The 15,930-nt window shown below is 62.5% G+C and carries 13 protein-coding genes; 7 read left to right on the top strand and 6 right to left on the bottom strand.

Annotated elements, in window-relative coordinates:
• Positions 1-13 precede the first annotated feature (13 nt).
• Positions 14-4,885: an NPCBM/NEW2 domain-containing protein gene (locus ABDK06_RS09100; RefSeq protein ID WP_394940639.1), complete on the bottom strand. Its 4,872-nt coding sequence runs from the start codon at positions 4,883-4,885 to the stop codon at positions 14-16.
• A 270-nt stretch (positions 4,886-5,155) separates the two neighbouring features.
• Between ABDK06_RS09100 and ABDK06_RS09095 the strand changes: the two genes are divergently transcribed.
• The 7 genes from ABDK06_RS09095 (at position 5,156) to ABDK06_RS09065 (ending at position 12,077) form a co-directional block, all read left to right on the top strand.
• Complete coding sequence (locus tag ABDK06_RS09095) at positions 5,156-5,977, top strand: DUF3592 domain-containing protein (RefSeq protein WP_394940638.1); 822 nt, start codon at positions 5,156-5,158, stop codon at positions 5,975-5,977.
• A gap of 61 nt (positions 5,978-6,038) precedes the next feature.
• Complete coding sequence (gene nadE, locus ABDK06_RS09090) at positions 6,039-6,860, top strand: ammonia-dependent NAD(+) synthetase (protein WP_394940637.1); 822 nt, start codon at positions 6,039-6,041, stop codon at positions 6,858-6,860.
• Positions 6,861-6,894: 34 nt separating this feature from the next.
• Positions 6,895-8,001: a hypothetical protein gene (locus ABDK06_RS09085; protein WP_394940636.1), complete on the top strand. Its 1,107-nt coding sequence runs from the start codon at positions 6,895-6,897 to the stop codon at positions 7,999-8,001.
• 49 nt (positions 8,002-8,050) lie between these two features.
• Positions 8,051-8,740, top strand: a complete 690-nt coding sequence (locus ABDK06_RS09080) for an ABC transporter ATP-binding protein (RefSeq protein WP_394940635.1) — start codon at positions 8,051-8,053, stop codon at positions 8,738-8,740.
• Positions 8,737-10,365, top strand: coding sequence for a DUF6297 family protein (locus ABDK06_RS09075; protein WP_394940634.1), 1,629 nt, complete (start codon positions 8,737-8,739; stop codon positions 10,363-10,365). The genes ABDK06_RS09080 and ABDK06_RS09075 overlap by 4 nt, the downstream gene beginning before the upstream one ends.
• Positions 10,366-10,443: 78 nt before the next feature.
• Positions 10,444-11,247: an exodeoxyribonuclease III gene (locus ABDK06_RS09070; protein ID WP_394940633.1), complete on the top strand. Its 804-nt coding sequence runs from the start codon at positions 10,444-10,446 to the stop codon at positions 11,245-11,247.
• Positions 11,247-12,077 carry a hypothetical protein gene (locus tag ABDK06_RS09065; RefSeq protein ID WP_394940632.1) on the top strand — a complete coding sequence of 277 codons (831 nt, stop codon included), beginning with the start codon at positions 11,247-11,249 and terminating at the stop codon, positions 12,075-12,077. The genes ABDK06_RS09070 and ABDK06_RS09065 overlap by 1 nt, the downstream gene beginning before the upstream one ends.
• Positions 12,078-12,098: 21 nt before the next feature.
• Here the strand turns inward: ABDK06_RS09065 and ABDK06_RS09060 are convergent, their stop codons facing one another.
• From ABDK06_RS09060 to ABDK06_RS09040, 5 genes are all read right to left on the bottom strand, one after another.
• Entirely contained in the window at positions 12,099-12,533 is a 435-nt protein-coding gene (locus tag ABDK06_RS09060) for a DoxX family protein (RefSeq protein WP_394940631.1), read from the bottom strand.
• 170 nt (positions 12,534-12,703) lie between these two features.
• Positions 12,704-13,720 carry a LacI family DNA-binding transcriptional regulator gene (locus ABDK06_RS09055; RefSeq protein ID WP_394940827.1) on the bottom strand — a complete coding sequence of 339 codons (1,017 nt, stop codon included), beginning with the start codon at positions 13,718-13,720 and terminating at the stop codon, positions 12,704-12,706.
• A 43-nt stretch (positions 13,721-13,763) separates the two neighbouring features.
• Positions 13,764-14,006: a hypothetical protein gene (locus ABDK06_RS09050; protein WP_394940630.1), complete on the bottom strand. Its 243-nt coding sequence runs from the start codon at positions 14,004-14,006 to the stop codon at positions 13,764-13,766.
• Complete coding sequence (locus ABDK06_RS09045; protein WP_394940629.1) at positions 14,003-14,887, bottom strand: carbohydrate ABC transporter permease; 885 nt, start codon at positions 14,885-14,887, stop codon at positions 14,003-14,005. Before ABDK06_RS09045 ends, ABDK06_RS09050 begins: the two co-directional genes overlap by 4 nt.
• Positions 14,884-15,912: a carbohydrate ABC transporter permease gene (locus ABDK06_RS09040; protein ID WP_394940628.1), complete on the bottom strand. Its 1,029-nt coding sequence runs from the start codon at positions 15,910-15,912 to the stop codon at positions 14,884-14,886. Before ABDK06_RS09040 ends, ABDK06_RS09045 begins: the two co-directional genes overlap by 4 nt.
• Between the last annotated feature and the right edge of the window lie 18 nt (positions 15,913-15,930).

Here is a 15,930-nt window from a genome sequence, read left to right as displayed (position 1 = left end):
CCACTGCCCGCAGCTAGGCCCGACGTCGGCGGTAGATCAGGGTGCCACCGGCGAGCACCAGCAGAGCCGCCACAGCGCAGAGCGCCCACACCTCGACGCCGGTCGCGGGCAAGGAGCCAGCGGAGCCGTTGGAACCAGCGGAAGCGGCAGCTCCAGGATCCGAATCGCCGCCGGGTTGAGCGCCGTCCACCGCGTTGGGCCGGGCTCCGGAGGGATCAGCCAGCACTCCTGCGGCAGTCACCGACAGCACCCTGCTGGCCACGCTCTTCCCAGCCACCGAAGCGATCAGGGTGTGCACCCCGGCTGGAGTCCGTCCGGGAACCGGCAGGCTGGCCTGTGCCGAACCGGACGCGTCCGCCGTCACTGTGCCGAGCAGCACCGGGGTCGAGTGCAGCCAGAGTTCTATCCGTGCCCCCGCCGAAAAGCCTGCGAGTCGAACGGCCAACGGCCTTCCAGCCTGCGCCGAGCTCGCCGCTTCGATACTGGGATTGCCTCCGGAGTTACTCACCGGCGGGATCACCGCAGCTGCGCCAGCCAAACCGATATTCCCGGCGACGTCGGTCGCCCGGTAGAGCGCCGACAGCCCGCCGGCGCCGGCGGCTATCGCGGCTGAATACCGCTTCCAGCTCTTGCCGCCATCCAGGGAGTACTCGAGTGAGGCGACTCCGGAGCCAGCGTCCTGAGCGCTGAGACTCAACTTACGCCCGGTGGTGGCTGCTGAGACTTGAGGCTTGGAGGTATCCACTTTGAGCGTCAGAGTCTGCGTTACTTCGGTGTTACCCGCCCGGTCCAAGGAACGGTATTCCAATGTCTGAGCGCCTTCGGAAACCACAAATGGGCTTGTGTATTCGTTCCATGCGGATGTCGATCCAGCCGTCGTCAGCCGGTACTGTGTCGTCGCAACGGCGACGTCGTCGGTCGCGGTGAGGCTCACGCTGGGTGCTTTGAGGTACCAGCCGGAAGCGGCTGGCTGGCCGGAGACCGAAGCCTTAGTCATGGGCGCGGCGGTGTCAGCAGGCGAGCAGCTGAACTTGGCATTACCCCAGACGCCATGCGCACCATTAATCGCTCCGGCGTTGGCCGGATCCAGCGTCAGCTCCAGGTATTGCACCCCGCTCAAGTTCGCGTTGATATGCTCTGGCGCGAAACCCGGGGTGAAGGTTCGGCTCTGATAGAGCTGCTTTCCGTCGCCGTTCACGGTGAAGATAATCGCGCCGCCAAAGCCCTTTTCCAGTCCGACGTCGGCGGTGAAGGCGCTGCACTGGCCGCCCAGATAGTAGGTGATCTTGCTGGCCGCATGCGCACCGAGGCCCTTGGAGTACGTCGGGTTCTGCCCGGTGGCCGGGTCGGTGTAGTTCAGCGCGAGCGGCAGATCGGGCGAGTTGGCGGCGTCCTTATTTGCCACGTCCTTGCCGATCACGCCGTAGCCATTGGTGGCGCTGACCCAGGGCCAGTCGGAGGCGAAGACGTTCTGATCGGGGGCGGCGGGAAGCTTTTGGCTCACCACCTTCCAATCGAAGAACTTCACGTTGCCTGCTACCGGCAAGGTCACAGCGGCAAGTTGCTTACCCGGGATCAGCCGCAGCGTGTTGGAGAACACTTGATATTTGTACTGGGTGTACTCGGGCGAGGGACCATTGGCGTTGTTCCGACCCTGGCTGGAGACCGCCACCACACCGCCACCGAGGTCCGTGGGCTGTAGCCAGTTCGGGAAGAACACGCTCTGCTTCTGTTTACTGCCGTCGGCGTAGATCAGCGTGAGTTCGGGGCTCACCCCGCCGCCTTTGGCCGCCGAGGCCAGGATCGCCAGATGAGTTCCGGCCCCGGAGAGCGCGATGGTCTGCCCGTTCAACGCCACCGAGTCGTTTACATCCGGACCGGCGGTAGGCCAGTTGTAGTTGATCGTGGAGCCGTCCGAAGCGGTCACCGAGACCTTCGAACCGGGTTTCACTCCCCCGCTCGGCACGCTCGCGGTGGCGAGTTGCTCCGCAGAGAAGGTGGCACCGCCGCCGTCAAAATCGCCACTCGCCTTACCCGCGACGGTGGTGACTGAGACCGCGTTATAGGCACCCGCCAGGCTGCCATAGGCCACGTCGATCTGGTTAGCACCACTGAGGGCGTGCGAGGCTCCAAGCGAATCCTGGTACTGGGCGCTCGCCTCCAGAGTCTGCAGTCCGGCAGCCGCAGCAGCACCAGGGACCACGACGAATTTCGCGGTGACACTGCCTCCCGCTGGAACACTGGCCGCTGAGGTTCCGGTGGAGGATTTCACACTCCAACCAGTGGGAACCTTGATGCCGAGCGAAACCTTGCCCTTGGCTTGATCTCCGCTGTTGCTGAAGACGGCGGTCGCCGTGGTCTCGGCACCCTGGAAGACCTGGGCGGGCAGCGAGAGCTTGAGCTGAGCGGCAGTGGCATCGGAGTTCTTACCGCCCACCGCGCTGGAACCCTTCAGCACCACGTTGCTGGCCGCCGTTTTGGCCAGGCTGCCGAGCTTGATCTGCACGACGCCGCCCGGTGCGCTGCTGTCGTAGTACCAGCCGCTCTGCGCGGCGTCGAAAGCTGCTTTATCGGCGAGCGCGGTCAGGGTCACACCATCTTTGACGACGGAAGCCGGTTTGGAGCCGGAGTGCACGCTCAGCTGGTAGGGCCGGGAAGCGGCGATGCCGCTGTAGTCGCCCTTCCGGGCACCGATGGTCACGGTGACATCGCCGGCGTTCTTGACCGGAGCCGCCACCGCGAAATCCTGGCTTGAGCTCTGGCCTTTCTGGTAGGAGCGGCTGGTCTTATCGTCCTCGTAAAGGCTGAACTGCGAATTTCCGCTCGGGTAGATATCCAGGGTGAGCGCCGAGTTCTCCGACACCAGGGAGGCGTTCCGAGCGACAGGGCCCTGCGGCACCAGCGCCCCGGCGCGAACGAAGAGCGGCAGGGTCTGCAAGGGGGCCTTATAGCCGTTGAGCACTTGGCCGCCCTGATAGATGGTGCCGGTCCAGTAGTCCACCCACTGGCTGCCCGCGGGGAGCACGATGCCATTGCGGATGTCGGTGCTGGACGAGATGGGGGCCACCAGGTAGTTCGAGCCCAGCATGAACTGGTTGTTCGCCTCGGCGCTGTAGGAGGCAGGGTCCTGGGGGAATTCCAGCGCCATGGTGCGCATCATCGGAGTCCCGTTGGCGTGTGAGCTAGCGGCCAGCGAATAGATGTAGGGCATCAGCCGCTGGCGCAGTTGCAGGTACTGCCGGTTGATCGCGGTCGCGGCGTCCCCGTAGAGCCAGGGTCGCTTGTCAACAGGCGCCCAGCCGCTCATCGAGTACAGTGCTGGCGCGAAGGCCTTCCACTGCAGATCCCGCACATAGCTTTCCGCTGAGCCGCCGAAGATGCCGTCGATGTCGGCGGTGGTGAAAGCGAGACCGGAGTTGCCAGAGCCGGCGAGCGCGGGCACCTGCCAGCGGATCGCGTCCAGGCTGCCGGTGTGGTCTCCGGTCCATTGGATGCCGCAGCGCTGTGAACCGGCCCAGCCCTCCACCATCAGGGCGACGCCGCGGTTCGCTGAGTACTGCTCGATGCCATCGTGCGCGCTTTCGCAGCCGGTGAGCGCCATCCGGTAGCCCTCGCCGACCCAGGCGACGTCGAGCTTGCGCAGCGCGATGCCGTCCTGACCGACCTCGGTGGCCTGCTGGGTCAGGCTGCGCTGGGTCCACAGACCGGTCTGCAGATCCGCGTTCTTCTTAATGGCTTGAACCGTGCCGCCCAGGCCCTGCCCCGGATTGGCGGGGTCATAAGGACTGGGATCTTTGGTGTACTCGCAGCCGTAGCCGTCATTGACCAGCATCCAGGCGCCGGGCATGTCATTGGCTTTGAACTGCTCAGCGGTTTTGACGGCGTCGAAGGTGTGCTGTTTCGGCGCGTTCGGATCGTTGAAGCCGGAGGAGGAATAATCGGGGTTGGACCGGTTGTAACAGTCGGCGTCGCCGTATTCCAGGGCATAGATCGGCGGCATCATGGGACGTCCGGTGAGTTTGGTATAGCCGTCCAGGGACTGCTTGTAGTCACCGAGGAAGTAGTAAGCGTCGAAGCGCTTCTCCTGATGGGTGCTGGTCTCATCGCTGCCGGCTCCGGCGCTGCCGAAGTCGTAGCTGCCGGGCGCGAAGGTGTTCCGGAAGACGCCGTAGCCCGCGCTGGACATGTAGTACGGCACCGCGTTGGGGTTGCCGCCGTCCGTCCAGTTGTAGTCCTTGGAGATATTGATGGTCTGTCCGGTGTGCACGCTGCGACCGTTCTGCATGCCGCCGCCCAGGAATTGCTCGCCCGCTGTGGGGGCTAGATGCTGAGTGGCGGAGGAGCTGCCGAAGCTCAGCGGAGCGGACTCTTTCCAGATCAGGGTGCCGTCGGCCTTGCGCAGGGTGAATTTGCCGGAGGATTTCTCTACTTCGAGTTTCACCGCGCTGGTGCTCATCACAATGCTGCCGCCGTCGCTCACCGATACCGTGGGCGCACTGAACTGGGCGGCACCGACCACCAGATTGGCCGAGCGGGCCGGGTCGTTCTGTGAAGTATTCGCCGGATCGCTCAGGACGCCGGAGGGGTCAGCTTCGATGCGGAAGGTCTTAGCGTCCAGAAAACTGACTTTGACCACGCCGGTAGCCGGTTTCAGGCTGAGGCTGGCTCCGTTCTGCTGATAGCTCGAGATAGCACCGAGCGGCTTGCCCTGCGGGTCCACCGGGACCTGTGCAGAGATCGCGGCGCTTCCGAGTTGTGCGGCGGGAGCCGGAACTGCGGACGCCGGGGCCGCAGCGATCAGCGGGGAAAGGGCGCCGAGTCCGAGGGAGACAGCGATAACGAGGGCTCCAGCCCGGGGTGCACGCACAGCAGAAAAAGCGACCACGATGTCCAACCTTCAGCAGCATGATTTTATGTGATTGCAATCACATCATAACGATCACTTAAAATCAATGACTGGGGAATGTGGCAGCTTTGGCGGGGCTGAGAATTTCGCGTTTCTGGAGAATACCCCTCTCGGAGTGAGCAGAACTCAAGGGAGGGCGCCGGGAGCCGGCGTAATCTTTGACCGGTGAACGCAGCGACAGACGGCCCGTCCGGATCAGCCAGCGAAACCGGAGTGCCTAGCCACAGTGAACCCCCGGGTCAGTCCGGAGTGATCCAGCTCGTCGACGGCCTGCAACTGCGGGCCGATCAGACCGCAGAGCTGCCCAAACCCGACTGGCAGACCTCGAATCTGCGCCGCAGGTTTAGCTGGGGCGCCTCTATCATCGTCTTAGCGTTAGGCCTGCTCTTCGTCGGGGGTGCCATCGGAACTGTTATTTCCAGCCGACCCTTTTGGGGTGATTTCGTCCAGGTTTCAGCGACAGTGACCAGCCAGCGTCAGTATTACCACAAAGGTGAACAGTGTGATCTGGGCTTGAGGTTCAACTTTCGAGGCCAGGTCAGAACGACAACCTACGACATCGATAACCCCTGCCAAGTAGCCCCTGCGATTGGCTCCACCGTCACCGCCAGCGTGAACCCGAACAAGCTCTCGGAGGTGTTGGTCAAAGGGTACGAAGGCTTTCGTACCGGACTTCCCTATTTCTTCGGCTTCTTCGGTCTCGTACCGCTCGCTTTTCTGATCGCACTGCTAAAGGTCAGCAGAAAAACTTATCAAAAGAATCGTCAGTTGATGTCCACCGGCCGTTGGCAGCAGTTGACCGCAACCGTTGCTCAGCCAGCCCTGTATCGAAGAATTGGCAGAATCAATCTCTCAGCTGCTGACCTCGATGGAACCGAAAGGATTTTTGCACTTGGCTACTCACACAGAGGGCCTTGGACTAAGCGACCTCTAGTCGGTGAGACGGTAAATTTTTGGATCATCAGTGACGGAACGGTCTTTGTCGTGGTCAGCGAACCAGGCGGCGCGCTCGCTATACCTTGCAGTGTTCAGGTACCGAATAGCTATCAACTGAGAGCCGGAACCTGGTAAATCCCCACGTTGAATCTCATCCTGAAACTTCGTTGAAACCTGAGGGTAGTAGGCTTTTTCCATGCGAGAACTTCAGGCGAAAATCATTGCAGAGCTCGGCGTCAAACCTGTGATCGATCCGGCAAGGGAAATTCAGCGCCGAGTCGCTTTCCTCGCCGAGTACGCCAAGGCCACCCACACCAAAGGCTTCGTGCTGGGGATCTCCGGCGGCCTCGACTCTTCGCTGGCCGGAAGGCTCGGGCAACTCGCCGCGGAGAAACTGCGCGAAGAAGGGCTGGAAGCCAGCTTCACCGCCGTCAGGTTGCCGTACAACACCCAAAAAGACGAGGACGACGCTCAGGCCGCGCTGGCCTTCATTCAGGCCGACCGCTCCTGGACCTTCAACGTGGCGCCCGGCGTCGACGGTCTGGAACAAGAATACGAAACCACCACCGGCGAGCCGCTGAGCGACTTCAGTAAGGGCAATATCAAAGCCAGGGCCCGGATGGTCGCCCAGTACGCACTGGCCGGGGAACACAATCTGCTGGTCATCGGCACCGATCACGGAGCTGAGTCGGTGACCGGCTTTTTCACCAAATTCGGCGACGGCGGAGCCGATATCCTGCCGCTCTTCACCCTGAACAAGCGACAGAACCGCCAGCTCCTCAAAGAACTCGGCGCCGCTGAGCGGATCTACACCAAGGTGCCTACCGCAGATCTGCTGGACGGCGTCCCGGGTCGCGCGGACGAGGACGAGCTGGGTCTCTCCTACGAGCAGATCGACGACTATCTTGAGGGACGCGAAGTGCCTGACGATGTCGCAGAGCGGATCGAGAAGCGCTATCTGGCCACCCGTCACAAGCGCACCGTGCCGGTGACCCTGCTCGACGACTGGTGGAAGTGAGCGGCGCGTTCCAGTCCCCTGATTCAATATTGCTATGAGCAGTAAAAGAATCGCGAAGGAAACCCGTCCCGCTGACTCGCGGCCCAGTGCGGTAGGCATTGAATCCCGGGCCGCCACGGTCGCTCTGATCTCGATGATCGTGGCGACACTGCTCGCTTTTCTGATCTTCTTGGGCGAACGCCCACCGCTCTCCGGCGATGCTTCGGTGGGCCTGCTCGCGAGTTCTTTTGCGGCGATCGTCAGTGCCGCTGTGTTTTCGGTGAGCTACCTGAAGTCTCTCAAGGGACCGCAGGCTCTCTGGCTGCGCCGCACAGCGCTGTTCCGGCGAATCCTCGACGTCGTAGGCTTGGCTTTTGCACACGCCTCGATCGCCTTCATGGTCTTTCAAGCCGTGTTCTACATCTTCCAGAACGCTTTCAGCGGGCTGACTCTTGACCCACTGGCCGGCAGCCTTTTCGTCGGCGTCAGCTGTGCGGCAACCGGTTATGCCGTCTACCTCTCCGCTGCCAGGATCACCACCTACTCGCTTTCCAATATTCTGGCGGCCTTTCTGGTCAGCGGAGCGCTGACCGCTATGGTGACCACCAACAACCCCAGCTGGTGGCAGATCAACTTCAGCGTTCTGGGGGCCAGCGATAGCGGCTTATCCGCTTATGCCTTCAACACCACGCTGATCATCTCCGGGCTCGTCATCACCACCCTGGCCTCCTATATGACTCAAGACCTGCGGCGCTGGAGCGCCCTCAGGGGCGAGTCTCAGACCAAGGTCTCAGCCGTGCAGTGGGCCCTCATCCTGCTCGGCATCCTGGCCGCCGGGATCGGCTTGGTACCAGTGGATGTGGCGATGCCAGTGCACAACACCTCAGCGATCGGCATGATCTTGATGTTCGTCGTCATCGTGATCTTCCTGCGGATCTGGATTCCAGGTTTCCCCCAGAGCTTCTTCGTCACCTCCTATGTCATGCTGGCCGGAATGATCTGCTCGGTGGCGCTGTTCTGGCCGCTGGGCTATTACAACCTGACCGGCTTGGAACTGGTTTCCACCGCCCTGATCTTCGGCTGGCTGGTGCTATTCATCCGGAATATCGCCGCCCTACTGGAGGACAGCAGCACATCGGGAACTATCGCGGGAAATCCGTAGATTCCAGTGCGACGCTCGGGATAGTCCGCGGTGAACGTAGGATTGCCCCATGCCACCAACAAGCGCTGCCCTCACTGTGACCGAGCTCAAGGTCGGTTACGGCAAAAAACAAGTCTGCGGAGAGATCTCCTTCAAAGTCGCCGGTGAGGCACTCGCTTTGGTCGGGCCCAATGGCGCGGGCAAGTCCACCGCACTGCGCACCGTCGTGGGCCAACTCAGCCCGCTCTCCGGCAAAGTGCTGCTGAACAAAGCGCCGATTGACGACCGCAGCGCTGAATTCCGCCGGCTGGCGGCCTTAGTTTTCGACGACGATGCCTTCTTCCCCGAGCTGACCGTGGGAGAGCACCTCACCATGGTGGCGGCGGGGCATGGCGTGAGCGATCCGGTGGCCGCCGTCGACGCCGAGCTGGACTTCTTCCAGCTCACCGAACACGACCATTCGCTGGTCACTAGTCTCTCCTCCGGGCAACGCCGCAGGCTGCTGCTCGCCTCCGCCTTCGTCCGGCCGCGTCAGCTGCTGGTCCTCGACGAACCTGAGCAGCGTCTGGACACCCAGATGCGGCGAGCGCTGGCCGAACGGGTCGCGCAGTGCGCCAAAGCGGGAGAGACCGTGCTGCTGGTCACCCACGACCCGGAGTTCCTCACCACGGCGTCCCGAAAAGCTCTCTATATCGCGGACACGGTGGAAAAGCTGAGTGCCGCGAATGCCGCCGAGCGGATTCAGGCGATCCCAGCGTGAGCCAGCCAGAGATCGCCGTCCCGGGGCCTCCCACCGCCAGTGTCGAAGACGAACTCAGCGCCGCCGAGCTCCGAAAGTATCTCCGGGAAGCTCCACTGAGCCGCCAGACGGTCGGCTTCGGCTCGCTCTTCGGCGAAATCTACACCACTGTCTTCGGCATTGTCGTGCTGCTGGTAGCCTCCTACTCCTTGGTCGGCGGGATCCGGACCAGCTACCTCTCCAGCCAGGTCGCGGGAAATCAGCCCACCGAAACCAACCTGCTGATCCGGCAGCTCGACCCGCTGGTGCCAGGCCCGGTCGCCTGGGCGGTCGTGCTGCTGGCAGCCATCGCCGGAACGCTGCTGCTGGTCAACCGGCTCGGCCCGGCGCACCTCGATACCCCGCAGACCCAGTGGCTATTGCCCCTGCCGGTCTCGCGCAGATCCCTGCTGCGCCCTAGTGTGCTGCGTTCCGCCGTGATTTTGACGGCGCTCGGTGCGGTCGCCGGTGCCGCGCTCGCCATCCTGGAATCGAGCGAGCTGAACGCCACCACCATCGGTTTAGCGGTCGCCAGCACGGCGGGCCTCTTCCTCTGCGGTTTCAGCCTGGCCCAGTTGGCACAGAACGTCGCCCGGGGAAACCTGTTGTTCCGGTTGGCTCTCGCCGTGCTCGGTTGCCTGGCACTGCTCAGCCTGGCCGCGACCCTCGGTTTGCCGCTGTTGGGGAACTGGTTGCTCGTGCTGCCCAGCAGCTGGCCCGTGCTGGCCAGCGCGGGCCATTACTGGGCCGCCCTGCTGCTGCCACTCGGCGTCGTACTATTGGTCTTCGCCGCGCGGGGACTGCCAACGGTGAGCACCAAATCGCTGCGCGAACACTCCGCCCGGGCTTCGCTGGTACGCAGCAGCATCGTCTCAATGGACTCCGCCGCGCTTTCCAGTTCGCTCGGTTCCGGGGAGACGACCGGCGATCGGCACAGTCGGAGGTCCCTTCTGGTCGCCAGCAGTCCGGGCGCGGTGCTGGTGCGCGCCGATGCCGTGCGTTATCTGCGGCATCCCGGACGGATCGCCTGGGTCTTCGCGCTGGCGGTGATCCCGGCGATCGGCAGAGCCTTTATCGGCGGTAGCAGCTCCTGGCCCGTGGTGGTGTTATTGCTGATCTGCGGACTGCTGGCTACTTCCTCCGTCTCCAGCCCCTACAAACTCAATGCGATCAACCCGGTACTCGACGATCTACTCCCGCTTGACCCGGGCACGGTGCGGAAACTGCACGCCGTAATGCCCGGATTCATTCTGCTGCTCTGGGCGGCTCTGGCTTTCGGTTTGCTCTGGCTCAGCGGCGCGGGCTCGCTCACGCTTTTCATCACCGGAGTTATCGCCGGACCGGCTCTCGCCGGGGCCGCCTTGCGCGGCGCCTTCAAGAAGCCCGCCGACTGGAGCCAGCCAGCAATTGCGACGCCGGGTGGCGCACTGCCTGCTGGTGTTGCAGCGCAGTTCCTGGCCGGGCCGGATCTGGCCGCCATCGTGCTGGCGCCCAGCTTGATCAGCTTGATCGCCGGCTCGACGGTGAACCTCTTACTGCCGCTTCAGTTCGCACTGAGCGCCATTGTGCTGCTCGTGGTGACCCGCCGCCGGAACCCGCAGCGCTAAATTCCACAGCGCTAAATTCCGCAGGGCTGATTTCCACTGGGCTGAATTCCACTGGACTAAAACAGGTATGTTGGAAAGGTGAAGATTGCAAGCTGGAATGTGAACTCGCTGCGAGCCCGAGCTGATCGGGTGGAAGATTGGCTGCGCCGCACCGATATGGACGTCTTGGCCATCCAAGAGACCAAGTGCAAGGACGAGAACTTCCCCTGGGAGCTCTTCGAGAACAACGGCTACGAGGTGGCGCATTTCGGTTTCAGCCAATGGAACGGCGTCGCGATTGCTTCCAAAGTGGGGCTCGACGACGTCGAACGCACCTTCCCGGGGCAGCCGGCCTTCGGTAAGGGCGACGTCGCCCCGGAGCAGGAGGCCAGGGCCATTGCCGCGACCTGTGGCGGGGTGCGCATCTGGAGTCTCTACGTGCCCAACGGCCGGGCGCTCGACGACCCGCACATGCCCTATAAACTCGAGTGGCTGCGGGTGCTCAACGAAGAGGCCAAGGGCTGGCTAGCCGCTGATCCGCAAGCGCAGATCGCCCTGATGGGCGATTGGAACATCGCCCCGAAGGACGAAGACGTGTGGGATGTGCAGTACTTCCTGGACGAAGGACTCACCCATATCAGCGCCCCGGAGCGCGCGGCCTTCCAAGCTTTTGAGAGCACCGGTTTCTCCGATGTGGTGCGGCCGCAGCACCCCGGCCCCGGCGTCTACACCTATTGGGATTACAAGCAGCTGCGGTTCCCCAAGAAGGAGGGAATGCGGATCGACTTCGTAATGGCCTCCCCTGCCCTGGCTGCGCGAGTCAAGGACACTCAGATCGACCGTGAGGAACGTAAAGGCAAAGGCGCTTCGGATCATGCACCGGTGATTGTCGAGCTCGCCTAGTGGCACGCGAGCTGTATCTGGGGCACAGCAGCCTTCCCTATCTCTCCATGTTGCGGCTCTACCTGCCGATGGATTCTTTCAACGAGCCGACACAACTGCTGATTCAACGCGCCGCACCCTCAGTGCAGGACCGGATGCGCTCGGATCTGCAAGAACTCACCGATTCGCTGGGCCGGATCATCCGGGACGAACAGATTCCCGGTGCCTCCAGTGAACGCGTCCGGTCCTTGCAGTTGAGCAATGAATCCCCGGTACTGTTCAACCTGAATCAGGTACTGCCCCGTTCGCTGCTCGCGCTCGATGAACTCAGGCAGGGCAACAACGCCAAGCTGGCCAGCGCGGTGTTCTCTGCTGAGCTGCTGAAAGAAGCGGAAGAACGGGTCAGCGAAGGAACCGGGCAAGCCACTCTGACCCGTTCTTCCAGCTGGGGAATTCCTTTCGGCTGGTTCGTGATGATCTCCGAATCGGACCGTACCGAAGTCGTGGAGTCGCGCAGCCGAGTGATCACCGTCAGAGTCCACGTACCGATCACGGTGGCGGCGCAACGCCTATCAGAAGCCATTGAGAATCTCGAGGTCTCAGCTCCGGAATTAGACCTGCTCGATGAGCTCCAGGATCTGCAGGTCTGGCTGGACGGCGTCTCACCGGAGGCCGTGCTGGAACTGGACTACGGCGCGCTCGCCGATCGGATCTACCCCGATGAATCCCCCACCGACGTCCGGCTGGGCCTGGAGTGCTTAGCCGAGGGCGATCTCACCGGTGCAGCCGCCGCCTACCGCAGACTGGCCTCGCGCTGGATCCCGATCCGACAACTCTCCCGAGCATCGTGAGCCGGTGATGGCTAGAGCGAACTAGGCCAGCACGGTCTTCAATCGCTTGCTGCGGCCGAAGAGCAGCCCGTCAACGCTGAACTTCCCGGCACCGGTCAACGCCAAGGTCCCCGCCATCGCGGCTAGCGCGAGCACATACTCGTATCCGCCGGTCGCGGCGAAGAACCCGTTGGGCAGATGAACCAGGAATCCGGCTCCGATCATATTGGCCAGCAGCAGTACCGAGATGGGCCTAGTGAGCAGCCCGATGATCAAAGCGCTGCCGCCGAACAACTCGAGCCCCGCGATGAAGGGTCCCATGAACTCCGGGGCCAGCACACCGAGCGAGCGGAAACCGTCCACCGTCGAGGTGATGCCGCCGTTGAACTTTTGCCAGCCGTGCATAATGAAAATCAGGCCGGTGACCACTCTCAAGAGAATCAATCCGAGGTGGGCGGTATTTGAGGTCTTCGCCATGGGGCGTGCTCCTTTAGTCAATAGGCTGAGGATGTCTCATGGACTCCGAGTAACACCTTCGACTACGCGAGGCAGCAGGAATAGGTTCAAGGTTCACGCAGATTAACCCCGAATTAACAGCATTCTCCCAGGCTGGCTGATCGCTACTTTCGGCTAAGCCGAAATAGGGACTAGCGCGACGGCGGGGCCGTGCTGGAACGACGCAGCAAGTGGAAGGGGGCCGCGACGCTGTGCACCGCATCGGCTTTACCGGACAGTTCGTTCAGTAGCATCTCCGCAGCAAGCCGGCCCTGCTCAACCGGGTTCTGCGCCACCGTGGTCAGCCCTGCCGGTGCGGCGAATTCGTGGTTGTCGATGCCGACCACCGAGAGATCCTGCGGCACCCGGATGCCGCGGCGCTCCGCTTCCATCATGACCCCGAGAGCCATCTCATCGGAGGCGCAGAAGATCGCCGTCGGACGTTCCCCGGGCGCGTCGAAAAGATGTTCCGCGGCTCGTACCCCACCCGCCACGGTGAAGTCACCATCCAATTCCCATTCCTTCCGGAATTGCAGCCCGGCGGCGAGCAGGGTCTCTTCGAAGGCTTTATCCCGCAGCTTGGGCACCGCAAAATTCAGCTGGTTCTTATCCTCCCCCAGCACTTGGGCGATCCGGGTGTGGCCCAGGTCGATCAGATGCTGGGTGGCCAGCTGAGCCACCTGATAGTCGTCGATGCAGACCTGATGGAAGCCCTTCACCGGGCCACCCACCGCAACCAGCGGGATTTCGGTCTTATGCAGATGTTCCAACTCTGAGGGAAGCAACGCAAGGCAAAGCACCACCAGCGCATCGATCTGCTTGCGCAGCATAGTGTGTTCGAAAAGTCTCTCCCGGCCACCGCCGTACCCGGCCAGATTGATCAGCATGAGGTTGTATTGATTCTCTTGCAGTGCGACGTCCACACCTTCGATGGCACGCGAGAAGAACCAGCGGCTGACATAGGGAGCCAGCACGCCGATCGTCCGGGTCCGGCCGGTGGCCAGTCCCGAAGCCGCAGAAGAAGCGACGTAGCCCATCTCCGAGGCGATCGCCAGAATGCGTTCCCGGGTCTGCGGACTCACCCTCGGCAAGCCCCGGATAGCCCGCGACACTGTGGCAGTGGAGACTTTGGCGGCTGCCGCGACATCCTCAATACTGCTTGCGATGATGAGCTCCTGTGATTCCGGATTGCCAGATACTAAGTGTCAGTTTTCAGTCGACGCCCTGTTGCTGATCTCTGTGCTGCAGTTTCACCCGCAGCCTGAGCAGGCTGAACAGCACCAGTACTGCCGCTGCCAACACCAATGCCCAGCCTAGCGCGGAGCCGCCGCTGAGCTCCTGCCAGATGACGGTGATGAACAGGATGAGCGCCCAGAAGCCGATGAAGCCGATGCCGATATCGAGCTGCTCGGCAGCCCTGCTGCGCGGCGCGGCACTGCGCTCCGGTACTCTCATTTCACACCACCGGCGGTCAGTCCGGCAACGATCTTGCGTTGGAAGATCAGCACCAGGATCACCAGGGGCACCGTGACGATGGTACCGGCCGCCATCACCGCGGTGTAAGGCTCTTGATGAGGCTGCGCACCAGCGAAGGAGGCAATGGCCACGGTGACCGTCTTGGTCGCGTCATTGGAGAGCTGACTGGCGATCAGAAACTCATTCCAGGAGGCGATGAAAGCCAGGATGGCGGTGGTGAAAATGGCGGGAGCAGCGAGCGGCATGATCACTTTACGGAAAGCCTGGCCCTGCGTCGCACCATCCACCCGGGCGGCCTCCTCCAGCTCCCAGGGCATTTCCCGGAAGAAGGAGACCAGGGTGTAGACGGTGAGCGGCAGCACAAAGGAGATATTCGGCAGAATCAGGGCCTGGTAGGTGCCGATCCAGCCCCAGTCGGTGAAGAGCTGGAAGAGCGGAGTGATCAGCGCGACGCCGGGGAACATCGAAGCGCCGAGGATCAGGCCCAGGATGATGAATTTGAAGCGGAAGTTCAGCCGGGCTAGCGCATAGGCGGCAAAGACCCCGACCAGCAGGCCGATCACCGTGACCACAACGCCGATCAGCAGGCTGTTGAACAAGTTCAGCGCGAAATGGTTCCCACGGTCTTCGGCGAAGGCCGTGGCGAAGTTGTCCCAGGTGGCATTGCTGGGCCAGAAGGAGATCTCGAAAGTGGAGTCTGAGGGCCGGAAAGCGGTCACCATCATCCAGTAAAAGGGCGCCAGGCACCACAGCACGATCACGACGGCGCTGATATAGGTCCTGGCCTGAGCCCAGCGATTGCGATTGGTCGACTTGGAGTTGATGGGGGCCACCGGGGCTTGCCGGGTCTGAGTACTCATTTCGCGGCCTTCCGCTTGCCGGTGGACGATTGGAAGGCATTCGCGCCGAGGAATCTGACGAAGATGAAGGCCACCAGGAAGATGATAATGAAGGTAATCGTGGAGAGCGCCGACGCCGAGTTATACCCCTGCCTGATCTGCTGGACCACCAGGATCGAGAGAGTATCGGTGTTATTGGCGCCTCCGGTCAGGATGGCCGGCAGATCGTACATCCGCAGCGCATCGAGGGTGCGGAACAGAATGGCCACCATCAGGGCGGGTCTGACCATCGGCAAGGTGATCATCCGGAACCGCTGCCAGGCGTTCGCCCCATCGACTTTGGCCGCTTCGTAGACCTCGGCCGGGATCATCTGCAAACCGGCGAGGATCAAGAGCGCCATGAACGGCGTCGTTTTCCAGGTATCGGAGATGATGATCGCCCATTTAGCCGGCCACTCGGCTCCGGTCCACAGGATCTGGGTACCGAAGAGCTTATTGATCACGCCGTCGAAGGCGAACATGAAGAAGAACAACTTGGCGGTGACGGCGGTGGGGATCGCCCAGGGGACCAGGATCGCGGCGCGCACCAGGCCGCGGCCGCGGAAGGTGCGGGCCATGATGATCGCCATCCAGAAACCGATCACGGTTTCCAAGGCGACGGTGACGATGGTGAAGAAGAAAGTATTGCCGGTCGCGGACCAGAACTGCGCACCCAGCTGACCGGGCGCACAGGCCGCGGTGCCGCCGTCGGGAGCGGAACACTGCTGGAAGATCCAGGCGATGTAATTGGCGAAGCCCGCCGGACCGCCCTGGGAGAAGAAGCCATTGGCGTCCAGCCCAGCGTCTTTGCTGAAGGACATCACGACGGCGGAGACGATGGGATAGCCGATCACCACGGCCAGCAGGATCAGGGTGGGGACGAGTAGCCAGGCCGCCCAGCCGTTCTGGAGCTTCTCAGGGCGAGCTGAGGGATCTTTTTTCTTACTGCGGCGGCTCGGTGCAGCCGCCTTACTCTCTGGGTCGGTGTCATGTGCGGCGATGGACATGCCCCCTCCTTCGATCCC

It is taken from the genome of Psychromicrobium ferritrahens (genome assembly GCF_043789415.1).
Taxonomy (GTDB): Bacteria; Actinomycetota; Actinomycetes; order Actinomycetales; family Micrococcaceae; genus Renibacterium.
This window is presented reverse-complemented; position numbering and strand designations above follow the sequence as displayed.

Excerpts from the sequence above, each read along its gene's own strand:
- nadE (WP_394940637.1), top strand. The coding sequence starts at position 6,039 with ATGCGAGAACTTCAGGCGAAAATCATTGCAGAGCTCGGCGTCAAACCT.
- ABDK06_RS09060 (WP_394940631.1), bottom strand. The coding sequence starts at position 12,533 with ATGGCGAAGACCTCAAATACCGCCCACCTCGGATTGATTCTCTTGAGA.
- ABDK06_RS09040 (WP_394940628.1), bottom strand. The coding sequence starts at position 15,912 with ATGTCCATCGCCGCACATGACACCGACCCAGAGAGTAAGGCGGCTGCA.
- ABDK06_RS09080 (WP_394940635.1), top strand. The coding sequence starts at position 8,051 with ATGCCACCAACAAGCGCTGCCCTCACTGTGACCGAGCTCAAGGTCGGT.
- ABDK06_RS09045 (WP_394940629.1), bottom strand. The coding sequence starts at position 14,887 with ATGAGTACTCAGACCCGGCAAGCCCCGGTGGCCCCCATCAACTCCAAG.
- ABDK06_RS09085 (WP_394940636.1), top strand. The coding sequence starts at position 6,895 with ATGAGCAGTAAAAGAATCGCGAAGGAAACCCGTCCCGCTGACTCGCGG.
- ABDK06_RS09050 (WP_394940630.1), bottom strand. The coding sequence starts at position 14,006 with ATGAGAGTACCGGAGCGCAGTGCCGCGCCGCGCAGCAGGGCTGCCGAG.